We start from the raw sequence: 26062 nt of genomic DNA on the forward strand, positions 1-26062 counted from the left end.
CAAAACTTGCGCGAAGAGATTGCGGTGGTTTACTTAGGAAATACTCCCCGCTTCTTGGCGAAAAACATCTCCCATCTGTCTCCGTCTATAAATACTTAAGATCAGCCCAACAGCCATCATTTCTAGAAGAATATGTGAACCTCCATAACTCATGAAAGGCATAGACACTCCAGATAAAGGCAGAAAGCCAAAGTTTGTGAAAATGCTTAAGAGACATTTTGCTGCAAACACAGCGGCTAAACCTGTCATGACCATTTTGCCATAAGCCATTTTCACTCGTTTTGCTGTATGAAATACTCTGTGAATAAAGATGACAAACAACAGGAGCGCAATCAGCCCTGCCAACCAGCCAAATGAATAAATGATATATGTAAACATCCAATCCGTGTGAACTTCAGACATGGCATAAGGTGTGATCTGAAGCCCGTTTGAGCTGAATTCATGAATTCTATAAAAGGAAAGGTGCCCATCTGCTTGAAAAAGAGAAAATAATTCAACCATCAGATATAAAATGCCTGCTGCTGTCAGCATAATGATTTGCCATAAACTTGCGCTAGACACATACATCACGGTTAAGCACATGACCAGACAAATAACGGTCGCAGGAAGAAAACCAATCGTACTGATTAAAATAATCGGTAAAGCCATCATCCCTACTCCAAGCCAAGCTTTGAGCCCATTCTCCCAACTCCAATTGTGAAAGATACCTGCTAAAGAAATAGCTAGAAGAAAAGGCATAATCTCAGTCAAATTTATTGATACATCACTTATTCTTAAAAAAAGTATACCGTTCACTCTTGCCCCGAACATCATCGAAAAAATCAGCATTCCGAGTGTCCCAATGTATAAATGCCAAGAGTATTTCAATAAGCGCCGATAATCGAATGAAAACAAACCAAACATAAGTACTAGACCAACTAGATTAAAGGCAAGACTCTTATAAAAAATATTCATGTTTTGAAAATTTGTAAATTCTGAATGAAACTGCAAAAAGTACATCACAAGCAGCCCGCAAGAACAAGTGGCTAATACTAGAAGAATCATTTTAAAATCGATTTGGGTTTTATGTGTTTCATGAAGCTGCGTTCCGAGGATTTCCGCATCACCAATTTGGTTCAACGCTTGATCTACCGCCTCTTCTTCAGACTTCCCTGCATTCATCGCTTCCTCTTTTAATGTGTATAGATGATCCATCAGTTCAAGCTTTACACTTGAATGAACATCTTTATTTTTAATTCGTTTACATACACTTTTGACATACTTCTCGAACTTTTTATCTAATCCCATGCGATTTTCTCTCCATTCAAAACGCCATCAACTGCATGTTTAAATACTTTCCATTCTTCTTTCTTTTCCTGCATCAATGCTTTCCCTTGTTCATTGATTTTGTAATACTTTCTTTTCCGGTTGCCACTCCCTTCGCCCCAGTAAGAGATAATGAATTCTTTCGCCTCCAAATTGTGCAGTATAGGATAGATTGTCCCTTCTTTAAAACTGAAAATCCCTTCCGACTTCGCCTCCAATTCTTTAATCATTTCATATCCATACATTGGTCTTTCATTTAATAAGCTTAATATAAGGGTAGCTGTACTTCCCTTTAGAAGCTCTTTACTCACTTTCATTCTTAGTTACCTCCAATACATAGATTTACTATGCATATCATACATGAATAAAATGACCATGTAAAGCTTCCAAACAACATCATGACATGAAAAATCAGAGAAGATTGATCCATAAGAGTAAAAAACAGATAAAATAAATGGGGAAAGAAAACTCACCCTGATAAGAAACTGGTATACATACAATTTGTTTAAAAAACAAGCATGTGACAACAATGTCACATGCTCGTCTATTTTGTTCGCCAAATCGAAGGACGTCTAGCAGGCTTCTTTTTATACTAGAGATATCAATTAAAAGAAAAAGGGGTTCAGCAAATGAACATTTTAGAAGCTCGCAAAATTTATAAAAGCTATGGAAATAAATTCAACAAACAAGAGGTACTGAGCGGTATTGATTTGACCATTGAAGCCGGGGAATTTGTCAGTATCATGGGGCCATCAGGCTCGGGGAAAACAACCCTTCTGAACGTATTGTCCTCTATCGATCATGTGTCCAGCGGATCCATTCGTATTGCAGATGCTGAGATGACGCAAATGAAGGATCAGCAGCTTGCGGAATTTAGAAAAAAGCAGCTTGGCTTTGTTTTTCAAGATTATAATTTACTTGATACACTCACGGTCAAAGAAAATATTCTTTTGCCTTTATCCATCTCCAAAACACCAAAAAAAGAAGCTTTTGAACGTTTTCAACAGCTTGCAGAAGACATGGGGATTTATGAACTAAGAGACAAATACCCGAACGAACTCTCTGGCGGACAAAAGCAGCGGACATCGGCGGTTCGTGCCTTCATTCATGAACCAAGTCTTATTTTCGCTGATGAACCTACAGGGGCACTTGATTCCAAATCTGCATCTGACCTGCTCAACAAGCTGCAAGATTTCAATCGTAAACGAAAAGCGACCATTGTGATGGTGACACATGATCCTGTCGCAGCCAGCTATTCAAGCCGCGTCATTTTTATCAAGGATGGACAGATTTATACACAGTTGAATAAAGGCACTTTAGAAAGAAAAATGTTTTTCGAGGATATTATGAAAACGCAAGGTGTCTTAGGCGGTGTGAAGCATGAACATTAATCAGCTCATCTTCCGTAACCTGAAGAAAAATTTGAAGAATTACTATTTATACGTGTTTGCTCTCGTGTTTAGTGTCGCGCTCTATTTTTCCTTTGTCACCTTGCAGTACTCACCAGCACTTGATGATGTAAAAGGCTCCATTAAGGGCGGTGCGGCGATCAAAGCCGCTTCTGTACTACTCATTGCCATTGTTGGGATCTTCCTGTTATATGCGAACAGCATTTTTATTAAACGCAGAGGAAGAGAAATAGGCCTCCTTCAGCTCATTGGCATGACGAAACAAAAAATTGCCAAACTGCTTAATGCAGAAAATTTTATTCTATACGTATTCTCCATGGGTGTTGGCATCATAGCTGGATTTATCGGTTCAAAACTCATGCTGATGGTGCTATTTAAAGTAACCGGCGTCAGCGCCATCGCCAACCTGCACTTTTCAGGCATGGCCCTTTTACAGACACTTATCGTCTTTTTCATCATCTATGGATTAATCATGTTAAGAAATAGATGGTTTATTAATAGACAGACCATTTTATCTTTGTTTAGAACAACATCTTCGACAGAACAGCGTGTGAAAAAGATCTCTGTGTTTGAAATCATCATTGGGGTTTTCGGTATTGTCTTGATCAGCTCAGGCTATTATATTTCTTCTAAGCTTTTTACCGGCTCATATAAGTCGATGCTTGAGTTACTTTTAGCCATGATTTATATTTTAGCCTCTGTCATCATCGGTACCTTTCTTTTTTACAAAGGCTCTGTTTCTTTCATTGCCAATATCGTACGTAAAAGAAAAAATGGCTATCTCGCCATTCATGAAGTGTTATCTTTGTCATCCATTATGTTCCGGCTAAAATCAAATGCACTGCTTTTAACGATTATTACAACCGTATCTGCACTTGCCATCGGTTTGCTGGCTCTTAGCTACATTTCCTATTACTCAGCAGAAAAAACCGCTGAGCAGCAAATTCCAGCTCATTTCGTCATGGGCTCAGAAAAAGAAGCAGCAACCTTCACTCGTGCACTTTCTGACAAACATATTGCTTATGATCAAAAGCAGGTCAAAGTGATTCAAGCAAAATTTGATGCGAAAAAAATCATGGATTCAGAGTTGAAAAATATGAATAATGATCCAGGCGTATTGACACTGCCTGTGATCAGTGAGAAAAACGCACCAAATATTCATGTGGAGAACAATGAAGTGATTTTAAGCGGCTACAGTGATCTATTAAAGAAATTCATGCCGATTCAAAGCTCAGGCGATGTGAAGCTTCTCATCAAGGAGCCTGTTGATTTGAAAGTCATGGATATGAAGAAAGATTATCTCATTTCTTACAACTTCACTTTTGGCGGTCTGCCTGTTGCCGTCGTGAGTCAAAATGTTTTTGAGGAGCTCGACAAGCAGAAAGATCCAAAGCTGCAGCTTGAGAATAGCCAATATAACGCAGTTAATATAAAAGATGATAAAAATCTTGAACAAGCAAATAGCGTGTTTACATCTTTAAAACTAAGTGACAAAAGCATGTCTCAATTAGCTTCAGCTCAGCAGCAAAAACAAACAATAGGACTGATGATGTTTGTGGTCGGATTTTTAGGTCTCAGCTTCCTTGTCACATCAGGCTGTATTTTATACTTTAAACAAATGAATGAAAGTGAAGAGGAACAAAGCTCCTACACGATCTTGCGTAAGCTTGGTTTTACTGAGAAGGATCTATTAAAAGGCATCCGGCTTAAACAGCTGTTTAACTTTGGGATTCCGCTCATCATCGGATTGCTGCACAGCTACTTTGCTGTACAATCAGGCTGGTTTTTGTTCGGCGGAGAATTGTGGACTCCAATGCTCATCGTCATGTCGATTTACACTGCCCTCTATTCTGTCTTCGGATTTCTGTCTGTCCAATATTATAAAAAGGTCATTAAAGAATCCTTGTAATCAATTCCCCATAGGCATCGCCTATGGGGTTATTTTATTTACGAAGGTGTTGATTCAAACTTGTGTGATAAAATATGGTCTCTTGCTGCATAAGCTTTTCGTTTGACCTCTTCTAGATTCACACCGACAAGCTTTCCGTTTTGTTTCACGGCTTTTCCAGCCACATAAACAGAATCAACATTTGAAGGGTGTGCCGTTTGGACAACCGCGCCAGCCGGATCTGTCATCGGCAGAAGATTCATGCTTGTCCGGTCGATTAGGATGAAATCAGCTTCTTTTCCAGGTGTAAGCGACCCAATTTTATGATCGAGCTGTAATGCACGAGCGCCATTGATCGTCGCAGCCTCAAGCATTTGATAAGCAGACAGCCCAAGTTCAGGCCCCGGCATGATCCCATCCATTAACAACGATTGATTTTGGATCGCGCGCTCTGCCTGAAGTCCGAATTTCATTTGGGCAAATAAATCTCCTCCTGTCGCTGTCACTACGTCAACACCGAGCGTTGGAAGAACACCTTGTGCAATCGCAAGTCCTGTGACAGGATAACCGTGACCCATCATCATTTCAATTTCAGGGGTAATGGATATGGAGCTTCCGCTGTCTGCCAGCATCTTCATTTGATCCGCATCGATTGCATTAATATGCACCATGTTCAAATCCGGCCCGAGTAACCCTGCTTTGTGAAGCCGCTCAATCGATCGATCCTCCGCTCCCCAATTCCCAAAGCCAATGTGCATACTGCATAGAGCATCTAGAGACCGGGCTGTTTCAATTTCAAATACCGACGTCTCCCATGAAGAAAACTCTGGACCACGAATCGCAAGTCCCATTGTTAAAAGCTGATCTGATGATTGAAAATGCGCTTTTTTCACACGTGCTGCGTCCTCCATATTGGTGAGCGTACTCTCTCTATCCCAATATTCAGCATCTCCAGAGGAACCAAAAGCAAAAACAGCTCGAATACCCGCATCTTTTAATCCTTCAATGAGCTCTTCTGTATGATCCATTGAATTGATCATCGTCCAGTCTAGAAATGTGGTCACGCCTGCATCTAAAGCCTCTAATGCCCCTAAATAATTGGCGATTCGATCGTCGGATGGGCGTCTCATCGATCCATAGTTGCCATAATAGATTTTGCTCAAATATGTCTGCAAAGACCAATCTGTTCCTATGCCCCGGATGACAGACTGCCACACATGCCGATGTGTATCTACAAGACCTGGCATGATGACCATATCAGATGCATCAACAATGTCAGCATCACTTACTTCAATTGAAGGTCCAACTTCTAAAATATGTTTCCCTTCAATTAATAAATCTCCCTTTTCAAGAAAACCTAAAGATGGATCCAGTGTTAAAAGAGCTGCATCTTTAAACAATGTTTTTTTCATCCATATCCCCCTTTTCAAATGACGAGGATGAGTGACCCCGTCTCAATGTCATTTTAAAACAGAAAAGGATCAAATTAGAAGAAAAGTGACTTATCTCAACATATGAAGAGCAGACGTTTCTGAAATAGTTCTTTCGATCATCCCAAACTCAAAGAATTTCATAGGTTTGATTCCGATATATTGTAAGACTGCTACACTTCCAACATAAAAAAAGCGCAGGATCATTACGTCCAAACGCTTCTTTGTTTGATTCTCTATGTACCTTTACACAATCAATTGATACGCAATGTATAACGCAACCAGCCAGATCATGACCGCTGAAGCCTTATTAATACGGTTCATCCATTTGCCGTTTGTATCTAACTTTCCTAACATCTTCCCTAAAAGGGCGAGCCCAATAAACCATAACCAGGACACGATGATACAGGCAAGTGTAAACGCCAGCTTTTCTGCTCCGCTATATTGCAGCGAATTCGTACCAATGACACCAATCGTATCGAGAATCGCGTGGGGATTTAAAAGAGAAACTGAACAAGCAAATAAAATTTGTTTTCTTGCAGGCATTAATTTCTGCTTCTCTTGATCCCCTGCTGATGAGCTTGTGTTCCATACAGACCATCCCATATAAACTAAAAAACAGAAACCAATGATATAAAGACCGATTTGCAGCACTGGAATGGTAAACACCACAACAGAAACACCTATGACAGCTAAAGCAATTAAAAGTGTGTCACAAAGAGCAGCCGTGATGACGACAGGCAATGCTCGATATAATCGAGGCTGCAGCGCTCCTTGTTGAAATACAAATACATTTTGTGCGCCCAAAGGTAAAATGAGACCAAAGGCAAGTACAATTCCATGAATGATCGCAATGGACATCTACTAACATTCTCCTTTTTCAGAAATTCCTACATATTTTAACATAAAGCACCCTGCCTGCTTTCAATAAATTTCATTTTCCGTACAAAAAAAGCGCTGGATGCTTCCATCCAAACGCTTCTCATTTATTCATTATTTATTTTTTCGTGCAAGCTCTCTTTCTCTCAGCTCTACACGGCGAATTTTCGCTGACGGTGTTTTTGGCAGTTCGTCAATGAATTCGATTTCTCTTGGGTATTTGTATGGTGCTGTTGTGTTTTTCACATGTGTTTGCAGCTCTTTGATCAATTCATCACTTTGCACAGTTCCATCACGAAGGACGACGTATGCTTTCACGATTGATCCTCTGATTTCATCCGGGCTTGCCACAACTGCACATTCCTTCACTGCTGGATGCTTGATCAGCGCATCCTCTACTTCAAACGGTCCAATTGTATAGCCTGAGCTGACAATGATGTCATCTCTGCGGCTTTCAAACCAGAAGTACCCATCTTCGTCTTTTTTCGCGCGGTCACCCGTAATAAAGTAATTTCCGCGGCGCTGCGCCTTTGTACGCTCTTCGTCTTTATAGTATTCCTTAAATAAAGCCGGCGTTTCAAGATGGACCGCAATGTCACCAATTTCTCCAGGTGCGCAGACGTTTCCATCCTCATCAATGATATCTACTTCGTTGCCAGGGGTTGGTTTTCCCATACTGCCTGGCTTGATGTCCATTCCTTTTAGCACCCCTACGAGCAGTGTGCTTTCAGTTTGGCCATAGCCGTCTCGTACTTCTATATCGAAATGCTTTTTGAATGTATCAATGACTTCACGGTTCAGCGGCTCTCCCGCAGAAACAGCACTATGCAGCTTTGGCAGCTCGTACTGACTTAAATCATCTACTTTTGCCATAAAGCGGTATTCTGTCGGTGTACAGCATAGGACATTGATTTCATTTTTTTGAAGCAGCTCTAAGTATGTATTTGGATTGAATTTCCCTCCATACACAAAGCCTTCTGCTCCACTTCCTAACACAGATAAGAGGGGGCTCCACACCCATTTTTGCCAGCCTGGTCCTGCTGTTGCCCATACTTTATCTCCTTCACTAATGGAGAGCCATGCTTTTGCAGCTGTGCGTAAATGTGCATACGCCCATCCGTGTGTATGAACAACCCCTTTTGGGTTCCCTGTTGTACCTGATGTGTAGGATAAAAACGCCATGTCTGTGCGCTTTGTATCTGCCAATTCAAGTTCGTTTGATTGCTCTTCTTTTTGCGCTAGAATGTTTCTCCAGCCATGATCGTTTTCACCGATTGAGAATGTTTTAAAATCGTTTGGCTGTTTGGTTCCGTCGAACGATTGAATGAATGAAGAGTAAACGATCGCTCCCTTTGCTTCTGCATGTTCAATTCGATAATCTATATCTTTTGCACGCAGCATTTCTGAACAAGGAATCACGACCATTCCTGTTTTCAAAATCGCTAAATAAATGCTGTATGCCTCGAGCATGCGCGGCACCATCACAATGATTTTATCGCCTTTTTTGAAGCCTGCTTTTAATAAAACATGTCCAATTTTATTTGCCTCTTCCACTAATGCTGCATACGTCACATGTGCTTCGTGGCCATTGCCGTCCTGCCAGTGCAGGGCCATTTTCTCCTTGTCATGACTGAACGCTTCAATCTCGCTGACTAAGTTATATTGTTCTGGTGCAATTAAGTCTTCTCTTTTCATGGTACAGCTCCTTTTAGCCTCTTTCTTATGAAACGAAACATGTTTCAATTTACCTATTTTAACACTCATAACTGAAAAATGCTTGAATTAGGACCTACTCCTAGTATTATGCCATAATTTTTTTCATCCGTCTCCTTTTTTAAAAATATTCTAACTATTTATATGTACAAAAAGAAAAGAGCGGGAAGGATCCCGCTCATAAGCCATAGCTTTTAAATTGTGTGTCTTAGAAAGATCCGCCACCCATATGTTGTTGAGCGTAAGATACAAGACGCTTAGTGATTTCTCCACCAACTGATCCGTTAGCGCGAGATGTAGTTTCTGCACCAAGGTTTACACCAAATTCAGAAGCGATTTCGTACTTCATTTGGTCGATAGCTTGTGCAGCGCCTGGTACTAGTAATTGGTTAGAACTGCTTTGTCTGTTTTGTTGAGCCATGTGTTCTCACCTCCTTGTGAATATAGAATGTGTAGAAACACATGACTTCATGCGATTGATTTTATGGTAATTATTATGAAATTTTCGTTTTAGAATAAATTAGCGAATTCGTCTGCCGCTTTCTTTTCATTTGTCACAATAATTGTTTCAATTTGCTCTACTGCCTCGTCCAGCATCGGCTCGAAATCAGCAAAGCTTTCGTAGCGTTCTACCTTCTCAAGCTTTGGTTTTGTTTTAGGGGACGGCGGCGTAAAGATCGTACAGCAATCCTCGAAAGGCTGAATGCTTGTATCGTATGTGCCAATTCTTCTCGCTTCATCAATAATGTCATTTTTATCGACAGCAATGAGCGGGCGGATGATTGGTGTATTGGTCACATGGTTAATGGCATACATGCTTTCAAGTGTCTGACTTGCCACTTGACCAAGGCTTTCTCCGGTAATAATCGCAAGGGCATCGCGCTTTTCTCTTATTTTGTCAGCTATTTTCAGCATCATTCTTCTTGTTGATGTCATCGTATAGTTTTCAGGTACTTGTTTGTGAATCAGCTCTTGAATTTTTGTAAAAGGTACGATGTGAAGCTTCACTTCGCCTCCATATGCTGCCAGGCATTCTGCAAGATCAATGACCTTTTGTTTGGCACGTTCACTTGTATACGGCGGACTAAAGAAATGCACAGCTTCAATTTCAATTCCGCGTTTCATTGCTTGATAGCCGGCAACCGGGCTGTCAAAGCCGCCGGAAAGCATGAGCATCGCTCTTCCGCTAGAACCGACCGGCAGGCCGCCTGCACCTTTAACATCTTTAAATGTAATGTACGTTGCGTTCTCTCTGATTTCTATGCGTAAATGCACATCCGGCTGTTTCACATTGACCGTTAAGTTTTCCGTATTCCTTAGAACATGTCCGCCAATTTCACGGTTCATTTCATTTGAATCAAGTTCAAATTGTTTATAAGAGCGTTTCGTTGAGACTTTAAATGTATTTCCTTGTTCATACACTTCCTGTACCGCTGTTAGTGCCGCTTCTTTAATCGCATCTAGATTCGTCTCACATTTAACCGCAAGACTAAAACTCTGAATGCCAAATACACTTTTGAGCTGTTCTGAAATTGGTTCAGGGTCTTCTCCGTTCAGCATAATCGTGATGCGGTCTCTATCAGATGCAACCTTTAATGCTCCAAAATCCTTTAAGACGAATCGAATGTGCTGTCTTAGTTTTTCAATAAATTTCTTTCTATTCTTCCCTTTTGTTGAGATCTCACCAAAACGGACTAAAATATGATCATATTTCATGCTGTTATCTCATTCCTTTTAATTTTTTCACACTTTGTGCGATCGATGTGATGATTTGCGGCGTTAGCTCTGGTCCTTGTCCATACGTTAAGCTGATTCTCATACTGCTTTTGGCTACTTCCTCTGGTTTTCCCATTGCCAGCAGGACACGGCTTGGCTCTTTTTTCTTAGCTGAGCAGGCAGAGGTTGTAGAAACATATATGCCTTCTTTTTCAAGCATATGGAGGAGGACCTCAATTTGAATACCCGGCACTGAAAAATTCACAATGTGCGGCGCACTTAGCGCCTGCGGTGTGTTCATCACAATACCTTCTATGTCTCCAAGCTGTTTTTGCAGCTGCGTTTTTAAGTTCAGCATCTCATCATGATACTTGTCAAGCTGTTCAAATGATTGTTTCATGGCTTTTGCTAAGCTGACAGCTCCAGCAGGGTTTTCAGTACCTGAACGAAGCCCTAATTCCTGCTCTCCCCCAGTAATGAAAGGGGCGAGAGTGACATCTTTCTTTAAAAAGAGTGCTCCAGTGCCTTTTAAACCATGAATTTTATGGCCTGACATCGTCAAAAGGTCTACATCCAGCTGTTTATTGAGTGCTACCTTGCACATTCCCTGCACCCCGTCGACATGAAAAAGTGCGTTTTCGGCATGCTCGCGAATAATGCCAGCAGCTTCTTCAATTGGCTGGATGGCACCGGTTTCGTTATTGACGTGCATCATGCTGACAAGCACTGTATCAGGGCGAAGCACTTCTTTTAAATGAGTCATATCTGCATGGCCATGCTCATTTACTTGAATATAGGAGATGTCAAAGCCAAATAACGCCTTCAGCTGTTCAAACGATTCAATAACAGAAGGATGCTCTATTTCTGTGGTCACAATATGCTTGCCCCGGTTCATTTTGGCAAGTGCTGCCCCTTTAATGGCAATGTTATTCGCTTCTGTTGCACCAGAAGTAAAAATAATCTCATATTGTTTCAAGCCCGTGTAGTGAAGCATTTGTTTTCTCGTTTCATTTAACAGCCGGCTTGCATCAATTCCGAGCTGATGAAGCGAAGATGGATTTCCAAAATAACGTTCACTCACTTGCTGATATACTTGTAAAACCTCAGGGTACGGTTTTGTGGTTGCACTATTATCAAGATACATCATGGCGAAACTCCTTATCCTCTTGCGTTTAACTAATATGATCCGAATTCCTTTTATTTCAATATAAAGCGGTATATTGACAACCTCATCAATTCACTATATCATGCATAGTGCCATTGTCATATTTTTTCCTAAATTGACAGAATATTTAAACATGGCGGAAAAATAAAATAATAGGGGGATAACCTTATGAATAATAAGTTAAGTCAAACAGACACATTAGCCATCGGCTTAATGTTGTTTGCACTCTTTTTCGGCGCAGGCAATATGATATTCCCTCCTGTACTTGGACAGTACGCAGGTGAAAACGTATGGCTTGCGATCGGTGGATTTTTACTGACAGGAGTTGGACTTCCGCTCTTAGGTGTCATCGCCGTTGCCCTGACAGGAACTGGAGCAAAAGGGCTTGCTGACAAAGCTCATCCTACATTCGGTACCATTTTCACCGTCATTTTATATTTATCCATTGGGCCTTTCTTTGCGATCCCTCGTACTGGAACGGTTTCTTATGAAATTGGGCTGGCGCCGTTTCTGACTGAAGCGCAGTCTGAATCATGGATTCCATTATTCTTGTTTTCGATTGCTTTTTTCGGCATTACTTATGCTCTTGCTTTAAATCCATCGAAACTCGTTGACCGAATCGGTAAAATTTTAACACCAATTTTACTCGCTGTCATTGCTTTAATTGTGATAAAAGCCATCGCGACACCAATGGGTGGAATTGGCAGTCCGCATCCAACTTATGAAGGAAGCCCGCTCTTTACCGGGTTTTTAGAAGGCTACAAAACGATGGATGCTCTTGCTTCAATCGTTTTCGGAATTGTCGTTGTCACGGCTGTGAAAGAACGCGGTATTACAGAACGAAAATCGATTGCCGCAGCCTGTATTAAAGCAGGGCTTGTCGCAGCTGCTGGACTAGCTCTTGTGTACATATCACTCGCTTATGTCGGAGCGTCAAGTCCTGAGGCTACAGGCATGGTCGGGGCAAATGAAGGCGGAAAACTCCTTTCGCTTGCGGCGAACTTTTTATTTGGTTCTGCTGGTAATATTGTGCTAGGGGCTGCGATTTTATTTGCATGTTTGACCACAAGTATTGGACTGGTTTCATCCTGCGGGGAATATTTTTCTTCACTATTTCCACGCTTTTCTTATCGTACAGTTGTTTTAGTTGTATCTTTATTCAGTACAGTTGTAGCAAACCTTGGACTGGCACAAATTATTTCGCTCTCTGTTCCGGTTCTTGTTGCGATTTATCCGTTAGCCATCGTGATCATTCTCTTATCTTTTCTTGATCGCTGGATCAACGGAAGACGGATTATTTATATCGCTTCACTCATTTTTACAGGTATCTTTGCCGTAATCGACGGGTTAGTGGCAGCGAAGATTCCTCTTGGCGGATTAAATAAAATTTTAGAAGCTACTGTTCCTTTATACAAACTTGGGATCGGCTGGGCCATCCCTGCCGTACTTGGAGCCATTATTGGTCTTCTTATTTCTTTGTTTACGAGTCCACCTAAACAGCCTGCTTAATCAAGCATCAAAACTAAAAACATCCCTTTCCATAAGAGAAAGGGATGTTTTTTTATGTTCTTCATATACTAAAATAGAAAAATTCATGACTTTTGTATGAAAACACATGTTGACATCAGGCGTACATCCTTTATAATTAGTGAATGTTAATGAAGAACCGTTTTAGCAGCTAATTAACAGAATATTTCAACATAATATTGGAGGCTTTATATTCAATGAAGGCAACATTGTCGACGAAAGATACGATTATTATAGGTTTTATGTTATTTGCTTTATTCTTCGGCGCCGGAAATATGATTTATCCACCAGAGCTTGGGCAATATGCCGGAACAAATGTATGGAAAGCAATGGGCGGATTTTTATTAACAGGTGTCGGTTTACCTCTACTCGGGATTATTGCAATTGCTTTAACAGGGCGTGATGCAAAAGGACTTGCAGATAAGGCTCACCCAGTGTTTGGAACAGCATTCACCGTCATTTTATATTTATCCATTGGACCGCTTTTCGCTATTCCGCGTACAGGAACAGTTTCGTATGAGATTGGGGCATTACCATTTTTATCAAGTGTACCAGCTTGGCTGTCCCTTCTTTTATTTACACTCGTCTTTTTTGGTATTACGTATTACCTTGCTTTAAATCCAACGAAAATCGTGGATCGTGTAGGGAAAATTTTAACACCGATTAAATTTACGATTATTTTTATTATCATTGTAAAAGCCATTTTGACGCCGATGGGCGTGATTGGTACACCAGATGTATCTTATAGCAACGGATCGTTTTTCAAAGGATTTTTAGAGGGCTATAAAACAATGGATGCTCTTGCTTCTATTGTGTTTGGAATTGTTGTCATCAACGCGATTAAAGGACGCGGTGTGACAAGCAAAAAGGCACTGGCTTCTGCTTGTATCAAAGCGGGTTTGATTGCAGCTGCTGGATTAACCTTCGTTTACTTATCGCTTGCGTATCTAGGCGCTTCTAGTACACATGCCATTGGATTCGTTGGAGATGGAAGCAAAATCTTAGCTCAGTCTTCTCAGTTCCTTTTCGGCAGTCTAGGAAATATTGTGTTAGGTGCTGCCATCACAGTCGCTTGTTTAACAACAAGTATCGGTCTTGTCACATCATGCGGAGAGTATTTCTCAAAGTTACTTCCTAAACTTTCTTATAAAATGGTCGTGACACTTGTTACATTATTTAGTTTCATCATTTCTAACTTTGGACTTGCTCATATTGTTGCTTTCTCTGTTCCAGTCTTAACAGCGATTTATCCGCTGGCGATTGTGATCATCGTTCTATCACTTGCTGATAAATGGCTTGGACATAGAAGACCTGTGTATGTCCTCTCGTTAATTTTAACAGGGTGCGTCAGCTTATTTGACGGCTTAGCAGCAGCAAAGCTTCCAATCGGTCCAGTAAAAGACATTTTACAAACAGTGCTGCCTTTTTATGACCTTGGCATTGGCTGGCTTGTCCCTGCGATACTTGGGGTCGCCATTGGGTTCGTGATCTCACTTTTCACTTCTTCTGCTTCAGAAGAACGCCAGAAACAGGCATCATAATACAAAAAAAGCTGAAGTCCTATCAATGGACTTCAGCTTTTTTATTGATGCTGATATTCTTTTTCGTGCTGAGCTAATAGCTTCTGAACGGCTCCAGGTGATGCTTTTTCCACAGCTGATGCTGCTACATCAAATGAACCATTATAATCATACGCATAAAATCTTCGCTCTGCCTCTTTTAATTGTTCTGAAAGAATATGATTTTGGCTTCTAAAACGATTGCCATATTGAATGATTCGTTCAATTTGATCCACTTTAGTGAGCATTTCTTCCGTCTCATTCACAGCATGTCTCACTGTGTCGGAGGCTTCTTTTAATTGCCCATTCACAGCTGGCATGTTGAGCGGCAGGTTCTCCAGCTGCTCGTGCACTTGCTGAATCATCTCCTGCGCTTTTTCAGCCTGCTCTTTCATATCAGCAGGTATACCTGGAATATTGCTTTTTTGCAGCTGACGCACTGTATCTGTCAGCATCGTTTTGAGCTCAGCCAGTGTTTCTCTCGCTTGCAGCTCTTCTTTTCTTAATGATTGAAGATGATCCTTAAATGTATCATGCAATGTTTTTGCATCATCGATAAAGGTCTCAAGCTGATTGATTTCATTCATTAATAGTGAATATGCAACATGATCACGATCAAGCTTCTCGCGAATTTGTTTCATGAGCTTTTCAATTTCTTCTAAGCGTTTCTCGAACGCCTTCTGTTGATCAAGCTCTCCGGCTGTCAGTTTGTAGCTTTCTTTTACAAGAGCTGTTTCTGCCTTTGTTTGGGTGTGATCCTGCTCGAGCTTTTCAAATGCTTCCGTCAGCTCAGGCATTTTACTTTTGATTTCCTGACCTGCTTCTACTTCCGCTTCCAGCTGATCATACAGTGTCTGAATGGCATCATCAATCATTTGCAAAACGCTTGATGCTTCTACCAGATTGAGTTCATCAATCAGTAGTTTTTCCGCACGGGTCAGCTGTTTGTTTAAGTTCTCAAGCTCTTTAGTGATCTGGATGTGCTCGAGCTTGTAGCCTTTGTCTGTCATTTCTTTATATCCGTCTTTCAGCTTCGTCAGCTGGCCTGGTACGGTTTGTTTACAGTCTGCAATGAGCTTCGGTACATCATTGATATACAGCTGAAGCTGATCGAGTCTGCGGTCTTGCTCAAGCAAAATCTTTCTTGCTTTCATATAGTTGCCGTTTTCTGTCTCTTCTTCGTACTGCTTGATCCCTTCCCAGGCTTCATCTAAGTCCTGCTCCATTTTGTCATAAAGGGTGCCGTATAAATGGCTGTACGCAAGCAGATTTTTTCGAACTGTTTGATATTGTTCTTTGACCTTTTCAATGTCCTTGCGATTTTGCTCCTCGCTTGTGACAAGGTCTGCAATCTCTTTTAAAATGTCTTCAATGTTCGAATCAGCAGCACTCAGCAAGTCCTCAATGTGCGTAAGAACCTGCTTGGCTTTGGAGAATCGATATTTATCAGAATACTCTTCTGCATCATATAATAGCTCTTCTACCTTTGGAAGATGGGCTGTGACGATATCGTCCCACTCTGCACGCCATCTTTCAAAAAATTGCTCTGTTTCTCCGGTCATTTTTAAATGTTTGATCTTTGAAATTTCTTCTACAATTGATCTGTTTAAAATTTCAATTTTCCATGCTTCCAATCGGTCAATCTCTTTATATATATTTTTTCGCAGGAAATAACCGACTGAAAACAAAGCAAGCAAAATGACAATTAAACCGATGATTAACTCCATAATGAGCCCCCTTGTTGTGATCTAAGTGATGTCAGGGTAAAAGTGTCCCGAGTAGACCTGAGAACCCTTTCGTGTCCGCTTTGCATTTGTTTTTTTATAAGCAGGATCGTATGTTTTCCAATACCATCCATTCACGGTTTTATGTATGTTTTTTCAAGAAAGTATTTGTGCGCTTTCTATCATTTGATCACACGTATCAATGTGACCTGCTTTTATGTATGCGGAAGCTGTCGTTTTCATTGTTATTATGATACCATGTAACCAGCATTTTTGGTCATGATTTTTCATTATTTTCGCTGATAAACATCACGTTTTTCAAAATATCGACAAGAGGTGACGACATGCTGAAACAAGATGCACATCTACATACACCGTTTTGCCCGCACGGTTCGCTTGATTCTTTTCATTCTTATATTGAAAAAGCCATTAAAAAGGGATTTGATTCCATAACCTTTACCGAGCATGCCCCGCTGCCTCCATCGTTTCAAGATCCAACACCTGAGCAGGATAGTGCCATGAAGCTCCAAGACCTTGAAGCGTATATAACGAAACTGGCTCAGCTGAAACAAGAATACAAAGGACAATTAATAGTAAAAACTGGGCTTGAGGTTGACTTTATCAAAGAGTATGAAGAGGAAACAAGAACCTTTTTAGACTGCTACGGTCCAGAACTAGACGACGCCATTTTATCTGTTCACTTTCTTCCTGCTGGCGATGATTATATTTGCCTTGATTTTGACGAGCATGCCTTCCAGCAGCTAATAAGCATCTATGGCAGCATCGAACAGGTCTATCAAAGCTACTATGACCAAATTCATTCTTCTATTCTATCATCTTTAGGCCAATATAAGCCAAAGAGAATCGGTCATATCACCCTTGTCCAGAAATTCAAACAGCTTTTTCCATATGAAATGTCACCTGAACTTTGTCAAAAGGTCACCCTCTGCCTTGAAGAAACGGCAAAAAAAGGCATGTCCTTAGATTTTAATACATCAGGTCTTCGTAAAACATATGCCAGAAGTATCTATTTAGATCAATGGATGATTGAGCTTGCAAAAAAGAAAAAAATTCCGCTCATATTCGGCTCTGATGCCCATCAAGCGGAAGATCTCGGATATGCGTATGATCAATTCGAGGACATCATGAGGTTCAGATGAGAATCTAGTGCCGGCTCTTTTGGTTCTAACAGATAATGAAGCGAGCGGCTCAGCTCCTTAAAGTACATTTGATAGAAATACGGCTCACTTGGGTTCAAATAAAGCACCTCTGTTAAATATTGCGGCTGTAAATATGGCATCATGAGAAGTGATTTTAGCTGAATCATAAAGGATGCGAGTGAAAGCTGCTCACAAATGACATGGGTGCTTTTTCCTTTTTCAATGATAAGCTGAAACAAATACTTTTCTTTTGTTAAATATGTCGACATGATTTCTCTGATGAGTGTCGAATCAATCGTCACCTCCCGATAAACGAAACGGGTTAATTGACGGTGCTTGTGCTGATAAGATAAAATATCAAAAACCACATGTAGTAAGCATTCTTTTGCATGACGGGTTTCCATGTGATGGAGATGTGATTCAATCATGTGAATGTAACCTTCATAAAAATCGGATACGAGCTGCTCAAGCAGCCCTCCTTTTCCTTGAAAGTAATAAGAAATGTGGGCAACGTTGACGTTTGCTTCCTTCGCAATCTCACGGACAGAGGTTCCAGAAAATCCTTTTTGGTTAAAAAGTCTGATGGCAGCATCCATAATACGGTCTTTTGTTTGCACGGTTGTTGATGTTTTCATCCGCTCACCCCTCTTCATGTGTACATACTTCAAGATGAAGGCGGAAGTTCCTTTTACAATTGCTCGACAAATCCCACATGCGAGACGCAAGTTATGTATTTTTAAGATAGAAAGTAGGAGATTTTCATGTTTCATGTCGAAAAACAGTCTGGCGATCCTTCAAAAGACTATCAATTGCTTGTCAAACAGGTAGAAGCCATTACAGATGGTGAACCTGATCTGATTGCCAACTTGGCAAATGCAGCTGCGCTGCTCTATCACTCACTTCCTGAAGTCAATTGGGCAGGGTTTTATTTAGCAAAGGGCGGCGAGCTTGTGCTTGGACCGTTTAACGGACTGCCTGCATGTGTGCGCATCCCTTCTGGAAAAGGCGTTTGCGGTACAGCGTTTGCGACAGGTGAAGTGCAGCGTATCGCTGATGTCCATGCATTCCCTGGACATATTGCCTGTGACGCAGCATCGCAATCTGAAATAGTCATTCCGCTCAAGGTCAATGGACAGATCATTGGGGTGCTCGATATTGACAGCCCTGTGAAAGACCGCTTCAGTGAAGTAGATGAGTCCTACCTTATTCAATTTACAGAAATTCTCCAACAGGCGTTATCCGTCTCTACGGATGCGTAATCATGAAGAAAAAGCAGGCACATTGTCTGCTTTTTTATGTTTCTTTATATAATGGAGAACGTCACCTCTGTCTCTAAATAGGTTGACTTCTCCTACCCAGCGTCATATAATAGAGTTTGTGTGAAATATGGCAGCCTTTTTGTTCGGCTTTTTTGTATCATTTTGTTCCTTCTATATTATGAAGGTGTATCTTGTAACTCCCTGCTGCTGGAGCGAGGATGCATGAAAACATAATGACGAAAAAGAGGAAGAACAGACGGTTTTTATTTTTCACAAATAAAAACAATAAGGAGGAGTCACATTATGGCTCGCTATACAGGTCCAAGTTGGAAGATTTCCCGCCGTTTAGGCATTTCATTAAGCGGAACAGGTAAGGAACTTGAAAAACGCCCTTACGCTCCAGGCCCACATGGTCCAGGACAACGCAAAAAACTATCTGAATACGGTTTACAATTACAAGAGAAGCAAAAGCTTCGTCACATGTACGGTGTCAACGAACGTCAATTCCGTACACTATATGACAAAGCTGCTAAACTTCCTGGTAAACAAGGTGAAAACTTCATGATCCTTCTTGAAACTCGCCTTGACAACCTAGTATACCGTCTTGGCCTTGCTCGTACTCGCCGCCAAGCTCGTCAGCTAGTAAACCATGGTCACATCCTTGTTGATGGAAGCCGTGTAGACATCCCATCTTTCTCTGTGAAACCAGGTCAAACGATTGCTCTTCGTGAGAAATCTCAAAACCTTGCAGTAGTGAAAGAATCAGTTGAAGTAAACAACTTCGTTCCTGAATACCTTTCTTTCGATGCTGAAAAGCTTGAAGGAACTTTCACTCGTCTTCCAGAGCGTTCTGAATTAGCGCCTGAAATCAGCGAACAACTAATCGTTGAGTTCTACTCTCGTTAATTTCATTACTTCTCTAAGAGAGAGCAAACAAACCCTAGATCCCTTGATTGTTCAAGGATTTCTAGGGTTTTTTGTATGTTCTCAATTATACATGAAATCATTTGAAGTCATCTTCCATTTTCAACACTTATTTTCCCCGGCTGCCTGCTCCATTCTTACTTCAATCAAACCTGTCTCTATTTTTATATACAAATATAGGAAACATTTCATTGAAGTGTCTTTTTTCTATTGGTACAATCATGATAGATGACACATCAGTCGTATGGTCTTCTATAGTACTTAGATGGAGGAGTTCCATGTATAGTATCACGATTATTCTATTCTTACTTTTAACCTTATCAGTGATTGCCTATTCTCTTCTAAGAAAAAAACAGATTATCGATGAGCCGCCCAATAGATTTGCTGCAAGTCTGTTTATCTTTCTGCTCTTTTTTTCTATCTGCTTTGTGATCGCGGTTCCAAGTGTATTGCTATACATCACCGTTTTAGGCGTGAATTTTCTTTTTGGAGAAACCATCACGTATGATTCTTTTTTTTCTTTGATCTCTTTCTCTTTGTTAGTGAGTGTTATCGTCGTTTTTTGGTCACCTGTCCTTCTATTCATAGGAAAAGGACTGGCTTATCTCCTTAAACTTCCTATATGGCTCACTTATACTTTGGAATGGGTGAGTTCTTGGATCGTTTTACATCTCTCTATCAAGTATGTCCTTTACTTAAACTTAATGAATGTATCGATAGAGGATTCCGGCGTATTGATTTTATCATTCTTTGTCAGTTTTTTATTTATTGAGATTGATCTCGTTTACTCACGTAAGAAACAACGAAAACAATCGCTGGACACATATACTTAGCATAAAAAAAGCTCCTAGATCTCTTCCTAGGAGCTTTCAAACGTTCATTCTGGACTTGTCCATTTTGCGATGAGCTGCTCTGTTGTCATGACAGTCGCAAATTCATCATGCAGGGTTGCAAGTGAGAGCCGGTGGATCGTTTCTGGGTCAAAATATGTACCATTTTGATCTGTTAGTCCAAAGGCGGCTGTTGCATCTGAGATCAGATACGTATCAAAGCCAAGATTTCCGCTCATTCTTGTGGTCGTTGATACGCAGTAAGGGGTTGTTAATCCTGCGATCACGACCGTGTCAACCTGGTTTGATCTTAGATGTTCCTCTAAGTTAGTACCAATAAAGCTGCTGTTGACTTTCTTTTGTATCACCATTTCTTCCTCTAGCGGTTTAGCCATATCTTTGAAAAGGTGCCCTTCATTTGCTGGATGAAATACAGAGTCCGGATTGTCGGATGTATGCTGAATATGAATCACTTTCCAGCCTTTCTCTCTCCAAAACGTTAATAGCCGGCTAATATTCTCCTCTGCCTCTAGGTTATTGCGTTCTCCCCATTTTTCATGCTCGAACGCCTTTTGTACATCGACAATGATCAAAGCCTTTTGATTCGTTTTCACAAACGTCCACCTCCGAATATTCACATTCACTACATGTAGTGTAAGGAATGGCGATCGTTTTGTACATGTTTTTATTCAGCTATGTACGATGGTCTGTTTGTGTATCATCGTTTTGCCACCCTTTTCAATATCTCTAGCTGCCATATGCCAGCTGACATCAAAAAAGACAGCATATGCCGCTGTCTTTTTTCGTTTTTTAATTCGTATTTTGTCCTCCGCCGTTCAGTCCTTCTTTAATATACCCTTTCACTTGGCTTGAGGTTAATAGACCGATATGACCAACGCCATGGATCAGGATGTTTCTTGCGCCAATTAAACGAGAGAGGCTGTTGACGACAATAAGATCTGCTGAGCTATAGACGGATGTGTAAAGAATTTTTTGATTTGGATCTGTGCCTGGTAATGCTCTGCTTGAAACGAGTCCGTTTGCTCCACCAATTGTGACAACGTTCTCAATTTTATCGCCGCCATCTAGATTCTTAATATAGTATAGCGTGTTCGCCCCGCCCATACTATGAGCCACAATATCTACTTTTTTGGCACCCGTTTTGTCTAACACATCTTTGACGAATCTCGATAGACGCGGACCATTGTTGCGGTTATTTCCTGTTTTGTCTATGAAATCAATAGCATATAATTGGTTTCGATCCCAGCCTTGTGTGGCCAAATAACTTTTAATAGAAAAAAAGTTATAAGAGGCACCGCCAATGCCGTGCACCATCACAACCGGATTATGCTCAGCCGCCTTCGCCTCTTTCGGCTGGATAAACGCCATTGAACCAATCACCAATGCAAGCGCAATGAGAATTTGCAAACTCCTTTTCTTAACAAACATCACTTTCATTCCCCCTTATTCATCTTATACGACTCTATTTTATACAAGAAAAATATGTCAGAAAAGTGAACAAGGTAATGTTTATGAGATGATTTTACAAAAATATAAATAATCAAAAAGCACCTTGGACTTTTTTAAATTAAAACAAAAAGACTACGAGACCTTCTTTCTTTCATATATAATATCAATAGACTAAGGAGGTTCTACTAGATGCTATTTACTCAAACACCTGCACCACCCTACTACGCCGCGATTTTCACATCAAAACGAACAAATGTCGAGCAGAAAGAATACGCTGCTGCTGCTCAAAAAATGGAAGAATTAGCGAAAGATCTAGATGGGTTTCTTGGAATGGAAAGTGTACGAGATGAACATGGTGTTGGAATCACTGTCTCTTACTGGGATTCATTAGAAGCCATCAAAGAATGGAAAGCACATACAGCACATCAGCGTGTTCAAAAAAAGGGAAAAAAAGATTGGTATGAATCCTATACAACCCGAATTTGTAAGGTAGAACATGCTTATACAAACAAAGATTCACTCCTTGAACAAGAAGCAGACGAATGAGCTACTTCTACATAAAAAAGAAAAGCACCTCAATGTATACGAACATTTGAGGTGCTTTTCCATGATGCTTACTGTTTCATAAAGATTTATTTATACGTCACGAGGAAGTATTTCTTTTTCCCTCTTCTTAAAACGGTAAATTGGTTTTCAATTCGGTCGTCAGCGGAAAGAACATAATCTTTATCTGTTTGTCTCTCTCCGTTGATGGAGACAGCACCATTTGTGATATCTTCACGCGCTTGACGCTTTGATGGAGACAGCTTTGATTCCACAAGGATATCGACTAGTGTTAATTCTTCTGTGCTGCTTTTCTCCATTGATGGAACATCCTTAAAGCCTACTTTCACTTCTTCAGCTGTAAGAGATTTGATCTCACCTTTAAATAGCGCATTTGAGATGTTAACAGCCTGTTCTAGTGATTCACGGCCATGTACAAGTGTTGTCACTTCCTCTGCTAAACGGCGCTGCGCTTCACGCTTTTCAGGTGCTGTTTGCACTTTTTCTTCGTACGATGCGATCTCTTCTTTTGATAAGAACGTAAAGTATTTTAAGTATTTCACGACATCACGGTCATCTGTGTTGATCCAGAATTGGTAGAACTCGTATGGAGACGTTTTTTCTTTATCTAACCAGATGGCGCCGCCTTCTGTTTTACCAAACTTTGTGCCGTCTGCTTTTGTGACAAGCGGCATCGTCAGACCAAATGCTTTTGCCCCTTCTGCTTCAGACTTACGGATCAGCTCAAGTCCAGATGTGATATTTCCCCACTGGTCACTTCCGCCGATTTGCAGCTTACAATTTTCATTTCTGTAAAGATTTAAGAAGTCTAAAGACTGAAGGATAACGTAGCTGAATTCTGTGTAAGAAATCCCTGTTTCGATACGTGAGCTCACGATATCTTTTGCCAGCATGAAGTTTACACCAAAGTTCTTTCCAACATCACGAAGGAACGTGATGACATTCATTTGGCTGATCCAGTCGTAGTTATTCACGATAACGGCTGGATTCTCCCCTGCTTCAAAATCAAGAAATTGAGACAGCTGTCCTTTGATTTTTTCTGACCACTGTTCGACGATTTCTGCTGGGTTGAGTGAACGTTCTGCTTTTTTGAAGCTAGGGTCGCCGATTAGTCCAGTTGCGCCGCCAACAAGAGCAATCGGATGATGACCTGCTTCTTGGAATCTGCGTAATGTTAAAATTGGCAATAGATGACCAATGTGTAAGCTGTCAGCTGTCGGATCAAAGCCGGAGTATAGTTTGATTTTTTCTTCTGCTAATAATTTTGTTAAACCTTCTTCATCTGTTTGCTGCTGAATTAATCCTCTGAACGATAGCTCTTCCATCAATTGACTCATTTCCAAATCTCCTTTTTTTACAATTCAACAAAAAAACGCCCCTTCGAATGAACGAAGGGACGATATATATCGCGGTACCACCCTGCTTAAAAGACAAAAAATCTCGTCTTTTCACTTACACTGATAACGGACAGATCCGTTCTTTCACTAATCAGGGCATGCTCCTTTTCGTAAAAGCGGTTCGTGAGGGTAATTCGAATATCTCTTTGTACTGACTCGCACCAGCCGTCAGCTCTCTTCAACAGGGAAAGATCATTCTACTGAATCTCAGTCAAAACCTTTTCATATTCAACTAATGTCATTTTTAACACACTTTTGATATCAAGTCAACTGATGAAAAAATTTAATCTTCCATTGTCGAAAGGTCGCCAGCAGGTAAATTCAGCTCCCACGCCTTTAGCACACGTCTCATAATTTTTCCGCTTCTCGTTTTCGGCAGTTTGTCTTTGAACTCAATTTCTCGCGGTGCCGCATGTGCTGCGAGTCCTTTTTTCACAAATGTACGAATCTCTTCTTTCAGCTCATCTGTCGGCTCATATCCGCTTCTAAGCGCTATAAATGCTTTAATAATTTCACCGCGGACCGGATCTGGCTTTCCAATGACACCAGCCTCCGCAATAGCTGGATGTTCGACCAGTTTACTTTCCACCTCAAATGGACCGACCCGCTCTCCTGACGTCATGATGACATCATCGACACGTCCCTGGAACCAAAAGTATCCGTCTTCGTCCATATAAGCTGAATCTCCTGAAACATACCAATCTCCCGGCATAAAGTAAGATTCATATTTTTCAGGATTGTTCCAGATCGTATGCATCATAGAAGGCCAGCCTTTTTTAATCGCAAGGTTGCCCATCCGGTATGGCGGAAGTTCATTTCCTGCATTATCAACAATTGCCGCTTCTACGCCTGGAATTGGTTTTCCCATCGAGCCTGGCTTGATGTCCATGCATGGATAATTACAAATCAGCTGTGCACCCGTTTCTGTCATCCACCAAGTGTCGTGAATTCTCTTGCCAAAAACAGCATCTCCCCAGCGGATGACTTCTGGATTAAGCGGCTCTCCCACACTTAAAACATGGCGGAGCGAGCTGAGGTCATATTTTTGAATGAGATCATCCCCTGCCCCCATGAGCATTCTAAAGGCGGTCGGGGCACTGTACCAAACAGTTACACCGAGTGATTCAATGGTTTCATACCACGTATCAGGATTAAACCGGCCGCCTAAAATCACATTCGTCGCCCCATTTAACCACGGTGAAAAAATACCGTACACTGTGCCTGTAACCCAGCCTGGATCAGCTGTACACCAGTAAACGTCATCCTCTTTCAAGTCAAGCACCCATTTACCAGTCTGGCCTTGCTGGACCATTGCACCATGGACATGAAGCACACCTTTTGGCGTACCAGTAGATCCTGATGTGTAATGAAGCAGGAAGCCGTCTTTTTCATCCATCCATTCAATCTCAAGCTCCTTTGCTGCCTCCTCAAACGCCTTTTCATAGTGAATTGTCCGCACACCATCGACGTCTTCGTTTTCACCGCCGACAATGACGACAGATTCAAGCTTCGGAAGCTCTGCAAATGGAATTCGCTCAAGCAGATCAGGTGTTGTCACGATCACCTTTGCCTCGCTATTCTCTAAACGGTCTTTGACAGCACCTTCCATAAATGCCTCAAATAACGGGCCAACGATCGCTCCAATTTTAACCGCACCAAGCAGAAGAAAATAGAGCTCAGGTGATCTTGGCATAAAGATAAACACGCGATCCCCTTTTTCTACATGTGCCTTTTCTCTGAATAGATTTCCCGCTTTATTTGTGTTGATTTTCATATCCCTGAACGTATACTTTTCATCCCGCTGTGAATCTTTGTAGTGAAGCGCCACCTTGTTCTGACGAAACGAGTCCGCATGTCTGTCAATCGCTTCATAGGCTGCATTTATTTTTCCTGTTTCATACCAGGAGAAGTTTTTTCTAGCTTCCTCCCATGAAAAATCTTTGTATGCCTGCTCATAATCATTTAAATGATAATCCCCTTTTACTGATGGTAGCGTTTCCAATTTCATCAAACAGTCCCCCTTTGCATACGTTTACAATGACCATTATAGTATAGATGACTTTTTTTCTCAATTTTTAAAAAACTTCTGATGAAACCGTTTTAATTATTGCAAGTTTTAAGATAGAATAGAGACGACTCACTA

General features: G+C 41.0%; 23 protein-coding genes and 1 other annotated feature. Of the genes, 9 read left to right on the top strand and 14 right to left on the bottom strand.

All coding sequences use genetic code 11. From position 1 onward, the window contains the following. Positions 1 to 33: 33 nt before the first annotated feature. Both AAYR28_RS13320 and AAYR28_RS13325 read right to left on the bottom strand, forming a co-directional pair. Complete coding sequence (locus AAYR28_RS13320) at positions 34 to 1287, bottom strand: FtsW/RodA/SpoVE family cell cycle protein (RefSeq protein ID WP_061109470.1); 1254 nt, start codon at positions 1285 to 1287, stop codon at positions 34 to 36. Then, positions 1278 to 1622, bottom strand: a complete 345-nt coding sequence (locus AAYR28_RS13325) for a PadR family transcriptional regulator (RefSeq protein WP_061109471.1) — start codon at positions 1620 to 1622, stop codon at positions 1278 to 1280. The genes AAYR28_RS13320 and AAYR28_RS13325 overlap by 10 nt, the downstream gene beginning before the upstream one ends. A gap of 312 nt (positions 1623 to 1934) precedes the next feature. Between AAYR28_RS13325 and AAYR28_RS13330 the strand changes: the two genes are divergently transcribed. Continuing rightward, positions 1935 to 2696 (top strand): ABC transporter ATP-binding protein, encoded by a 762-nt coding sequence (locus AAYR28_RS13330; RefSeq protein WP_144496305.1) that lies wholly within the window; start codon positions 1935 to 1937, stop codon positions 2694 to 2696. Continuing rightward, positions 2686 to 4623: an ABC transporter permease gene (locus AAYR28_RS13335; protein ID WP_345808842.1), complete on the top strand. Its 1938-nt coding sequence runs from the start codon at positions 2686 to 2688 to the stop codon at positions 4621 to 4623. The genes AAYR28_RS13330 and AAYR28_RS13335 overlap by 11 nt, the downstream gene beginning before the upstream one ends. A gap of 38 nt (positions 4624 to 4661) precedes the next feature. Here the strand turns inward: AAYR28_RS13335 and AAYR28_RS13340 are convergent, their stop codons facing one another. The 6 genes from AAYR28_RS13340 to AAYR28_RS13365 all read right to left on the bottom strand — a co-directional run bounded on the left by AAYR28_RS13340 (position 4662) and on the right by AAYR28_RS13365 (position 11487). Further along, positions 4662 to 6014 carry an amidohydrolase family protein gene (locus AAYR28_RS13340; RefSeq protein WP_345808843.1) on the bottom strand — a complete coding sequence of 451 codons (1353 nt, stop codon included), beginning with the start codon at positions 6012 to 6014 and terminating at the stop codon, positions 4662 to 4664. Between the two features lie 264 nt (positions 6015 to 6278). After that, positions 6279 to 6893: a LysE/ArgO family amino acid transporter gene (locus tag AAYR28_RS13345; protein ID WP_034279570.1), complete on the bottom strand. Its 615-nt coding sequence runs from the start codon at positions 6891 to 6893 to the stop codon at positions 6279 to 6281. Positions 6894 to 7025: 132 nt separating this feature from the next. Then, the gene (mbcS, locus tag AAYR28_RS13350; protein ID WP_065214526.1) at positions 7026 to 8606 is read right to left on the bottom strand and encodes an acyl-CoA synthetase MbcS; all 1581 of its coding nucleotides are present in this window, start codon (positions 8604 to 8606) and stop codon (positions 7026 to 7028) included. Positions 8607 to 8832: 226 nt separating this feature from the next. Beyond that, positions 8833 to 9045 carry an alpha/beta-type small acid-soluble spore protein gene (locus AAYR28_RS13355; protein ID WP_024424829.1) on the bottom strand — a complete coding sequence of 71 codons (213 nt, stop codon included), beginning with the start codon at positions 9043 to 9045 and terminating at the stop codon, positions 8833 to 8835. 89 nt (positions 9046 to 9134) lie between these two features. Further along, positions 9135 to 10340, bottom strand: coding sequence for a tRNA uracil 4-sulfurtransferase ThiI (gene thiI / locus AAYR28_RS13360; protein ID WP_345808844.1), 1206 nt, complete (start codon positions 10338 to 10340; stop codon positions 9135 to 9137). A 4-nt stretch (positions 10341 to 10344) separates the two neighbouring features. Next, positions 10345 to 11487 carry a cysteine desulfurase family protein gene (locus AAYR28_RS13365; RefSeq protein ID WP_061109477.1) on the bottom strand — a complete coding sequence of 381 codons (1143 nt, stop codon included), beginning with the start codon at positions 11485 to 11487 and terminating at the stop codon, positions 10345 to 10347. Positions 11488 to 11673: 186 nt separating this feature from the next. On the opposite strand from AAYR28_RS13365, the gene brnQ (AAYR28_RS13370) reads away from it, so the two are divergent. Both brnQ (AAYR28_RS13370) and brnQ (AAYR28_RS13375) read left to right on the top strand, forming a co-directional pair. Continuing rightward, positions 11674 to 13014, top strand: a complete 1341-nt coding sequence (gene brnQ, locus AAYR28_RS13370; protein ID WP_070326332.1) for a branched-chain amino acid transport system II carrier protein — start codon at positions 11674 to 11676, stop codon at positions 13012 to 13014. Between the two features lie 215 nt (positions 13015 to 13229). Next, on the top strand, positions 13230 to 14573 hold the full coding sequence (brnQ, locus tag AAYR28_RS13375) for a branched-chain amino acid transport system II carrier protein (protein WP_061109479.1): 1344 nt from the start codon (positions 13230 to 13232) through the stop codon (positions 14571 to 14573). Between the two features lie 41 nt (positions 14574 to 14614). On the opposite strand, the gene ezrA is transcribed toward brnQ (AAYR28_RS13375), so the two are convergent. Then, a complete protein-coding gene (ezrA, locus tag AAYR28_RS13380; protein ID WP_345808845.1) occupies positions 14615 to 16318 on the bottom strand; it encodes a septation ring formation regulator EzrA in 1704 nt (567 codons plus the stop codon). A gap of 341 nt (positions 16319 to 16659) precedes the next feature. Here ezrA and hisJ point away from each other — a divergent pair, with 341 nt between their 5' ends. Continuing rightward, the gene (hisJ, locus tag AAYR28_RS13385; RefSeq protein ID WP_034624242.1) at positions 16660 to 17475 is read left to right on the top strand and encodes a histidinol-phosphatase HisJ; all 816 of its coding nucleotides are present in this window, start codon (positions 16660 to 16662) and stop codon (positions 17473 to 17475) included. Here hisJ and refZ read toward each other — a convergent pair. After that, the gene (refZ, locus tag AAYR28_RS13390) at positions 17445 to 18110 is read right to left on the bottom strand and encodes a forespore capture DNA-binding protein RefZ (protein ID WP_024426169.1); all 666 of its coding nucleotides are present in this window, start codon (positions 18108 to 18110) and stop codon (positions 17445 to 17447) included. The genes hisJ and refZ overlap by 31 nt on opposite strands. A 126-nt stretch (positions 18111 to 18236) precedes the next feature. Between refZ and AAYR28_RS13395 the strand changes: the two genes are divergently transcribed. From AAYR28_RS13395 to AAYR28_RS13405, 3 genes are all read left to right on the top strand, one after another. After that, positions 18237 to 18734 carry a GAF domain-containing protein gene (locus AAYR28_RS13395; protein WP_061109481.1) on the top strand — a complete coding sequence of 166 codons (498 nt, stop codon included), beginning with the start codon at positions 18237 to 18239 and terminating at the stop codon, positions 18732 to 18734. Positions 18735 to 19037: 303 nt separating this feature from the next. Then, on the top strand, positions 19038 to 19640 hold the full coding sequence (rpsD, locus tag AAYR28_RS13400) for a 30S ribosomal protein S4 (RefSeq protein WP_024424838.1): 603 nt from the start codon (positions 19038 to 19040) through the stop codon (positions 19638 to 19640). 296 nt (positions 19641 to 19936) lie between these two features. After that, positions 19937 to 20491, top strand: coding sequence for a hypothetical protein (locus tag AAYR28_RS13405; RefSeq protein ID WP_041114979.1), 555 nt, complete (start codon positions 19937 to 19939; stop codon positions 20489 to 20491). A gap of 44 nt (positions 20492 to 20535) precedes the next feature. Here AAYR28_RS13405 and AAYR28_RS13410 read toward each other — a convergent pair whose 3' ends face one another. Further along, the gene (locus AAYR28_RS13410) at positions 20536 to 21102 is read right to left on the bottom strand and encodes a cysteine hydrolase family protein (protein ID WP_041114978.1); all 567 of its coding nucleotides are present in this window, start codon (positions 21100 to 21102) and stop codon (positions 20536 to 20538) included. Positions 21103 to 21298: 196 nt separating this feature from the next. Then, positions 21299 to 21877: an esterase/lipase family protein gene (locus AAYR28_RS13415; protein WP_369810476.1), complete on the bottom strand. Its 579-nt coding sequence runs from the start codon at positions 21875 to 21877 to the stop codon at positions 21299 to 21301. Between the two features lie 270 nt (positions 21878 to 22147). Between AAYR28_RS13415 and AAYR28_RS13420 the strand changes: the two genes are divergently transcribed. Continuing rightward, a complete protein-coding gene (locus AAYR28_RS13420) occupies positions 22148 to 22504 on the top strand; it encodes an antibiotic biosynthesis monooxygenase family protein (protein WP_041114974.1) in 357 nt (118 codons plus the stop codon). Between the two features lie 86 nt (positions 22505 to 22590). Here AAYR28_RS13420 and tyrS read toward each other — a convergent pair whose 3' ends face one another. Both tyrS and acsA read right to left on the bottom strand, forming a co-directional pair. Continuing rightward, a complete protein-coding gene (gene tyrS / locus AAYR28_RS13425; RefSeq protein WP_025092286.1) occupies positions 22591 to 23859 on the bottom strand; it encodes a tyrosine--tRNA ligase in 1269 nt (422 codons plus the stop codon). Between the two features lie 52 nt (positions 23860 to 23911). After that, positions 23912 to 24143 (bottom strand) — a binding site (T-box leader). Between the two features lie 59 nt (positions 24144 to 24202). Continuing rightward, positions 24203 to 25927 carry an acetate--CoA ligase gene (acsA, locus tag AAYR28_RS13430; RefSeq protein ID WP_024426174.1) on the bottom strand — a complete coding sequence of 575 codons (1725 nt, stop codon included), beginning with the start codon at positions 25925 to 25927 and terminating at the stop codon, positions 24203 to 24205. Positions 25928 to 26062: the final 135 nt, after the last annotated feature.

Origin of the sequence: Bacillus safensis (assembly GCF_039619585.1) — a bacterium.
Classification (GTDB): Bacteria; Bacillota; Bacilli; order Bacillales; family Bacillaceae; genus Bacillus; species Bacillus safensis.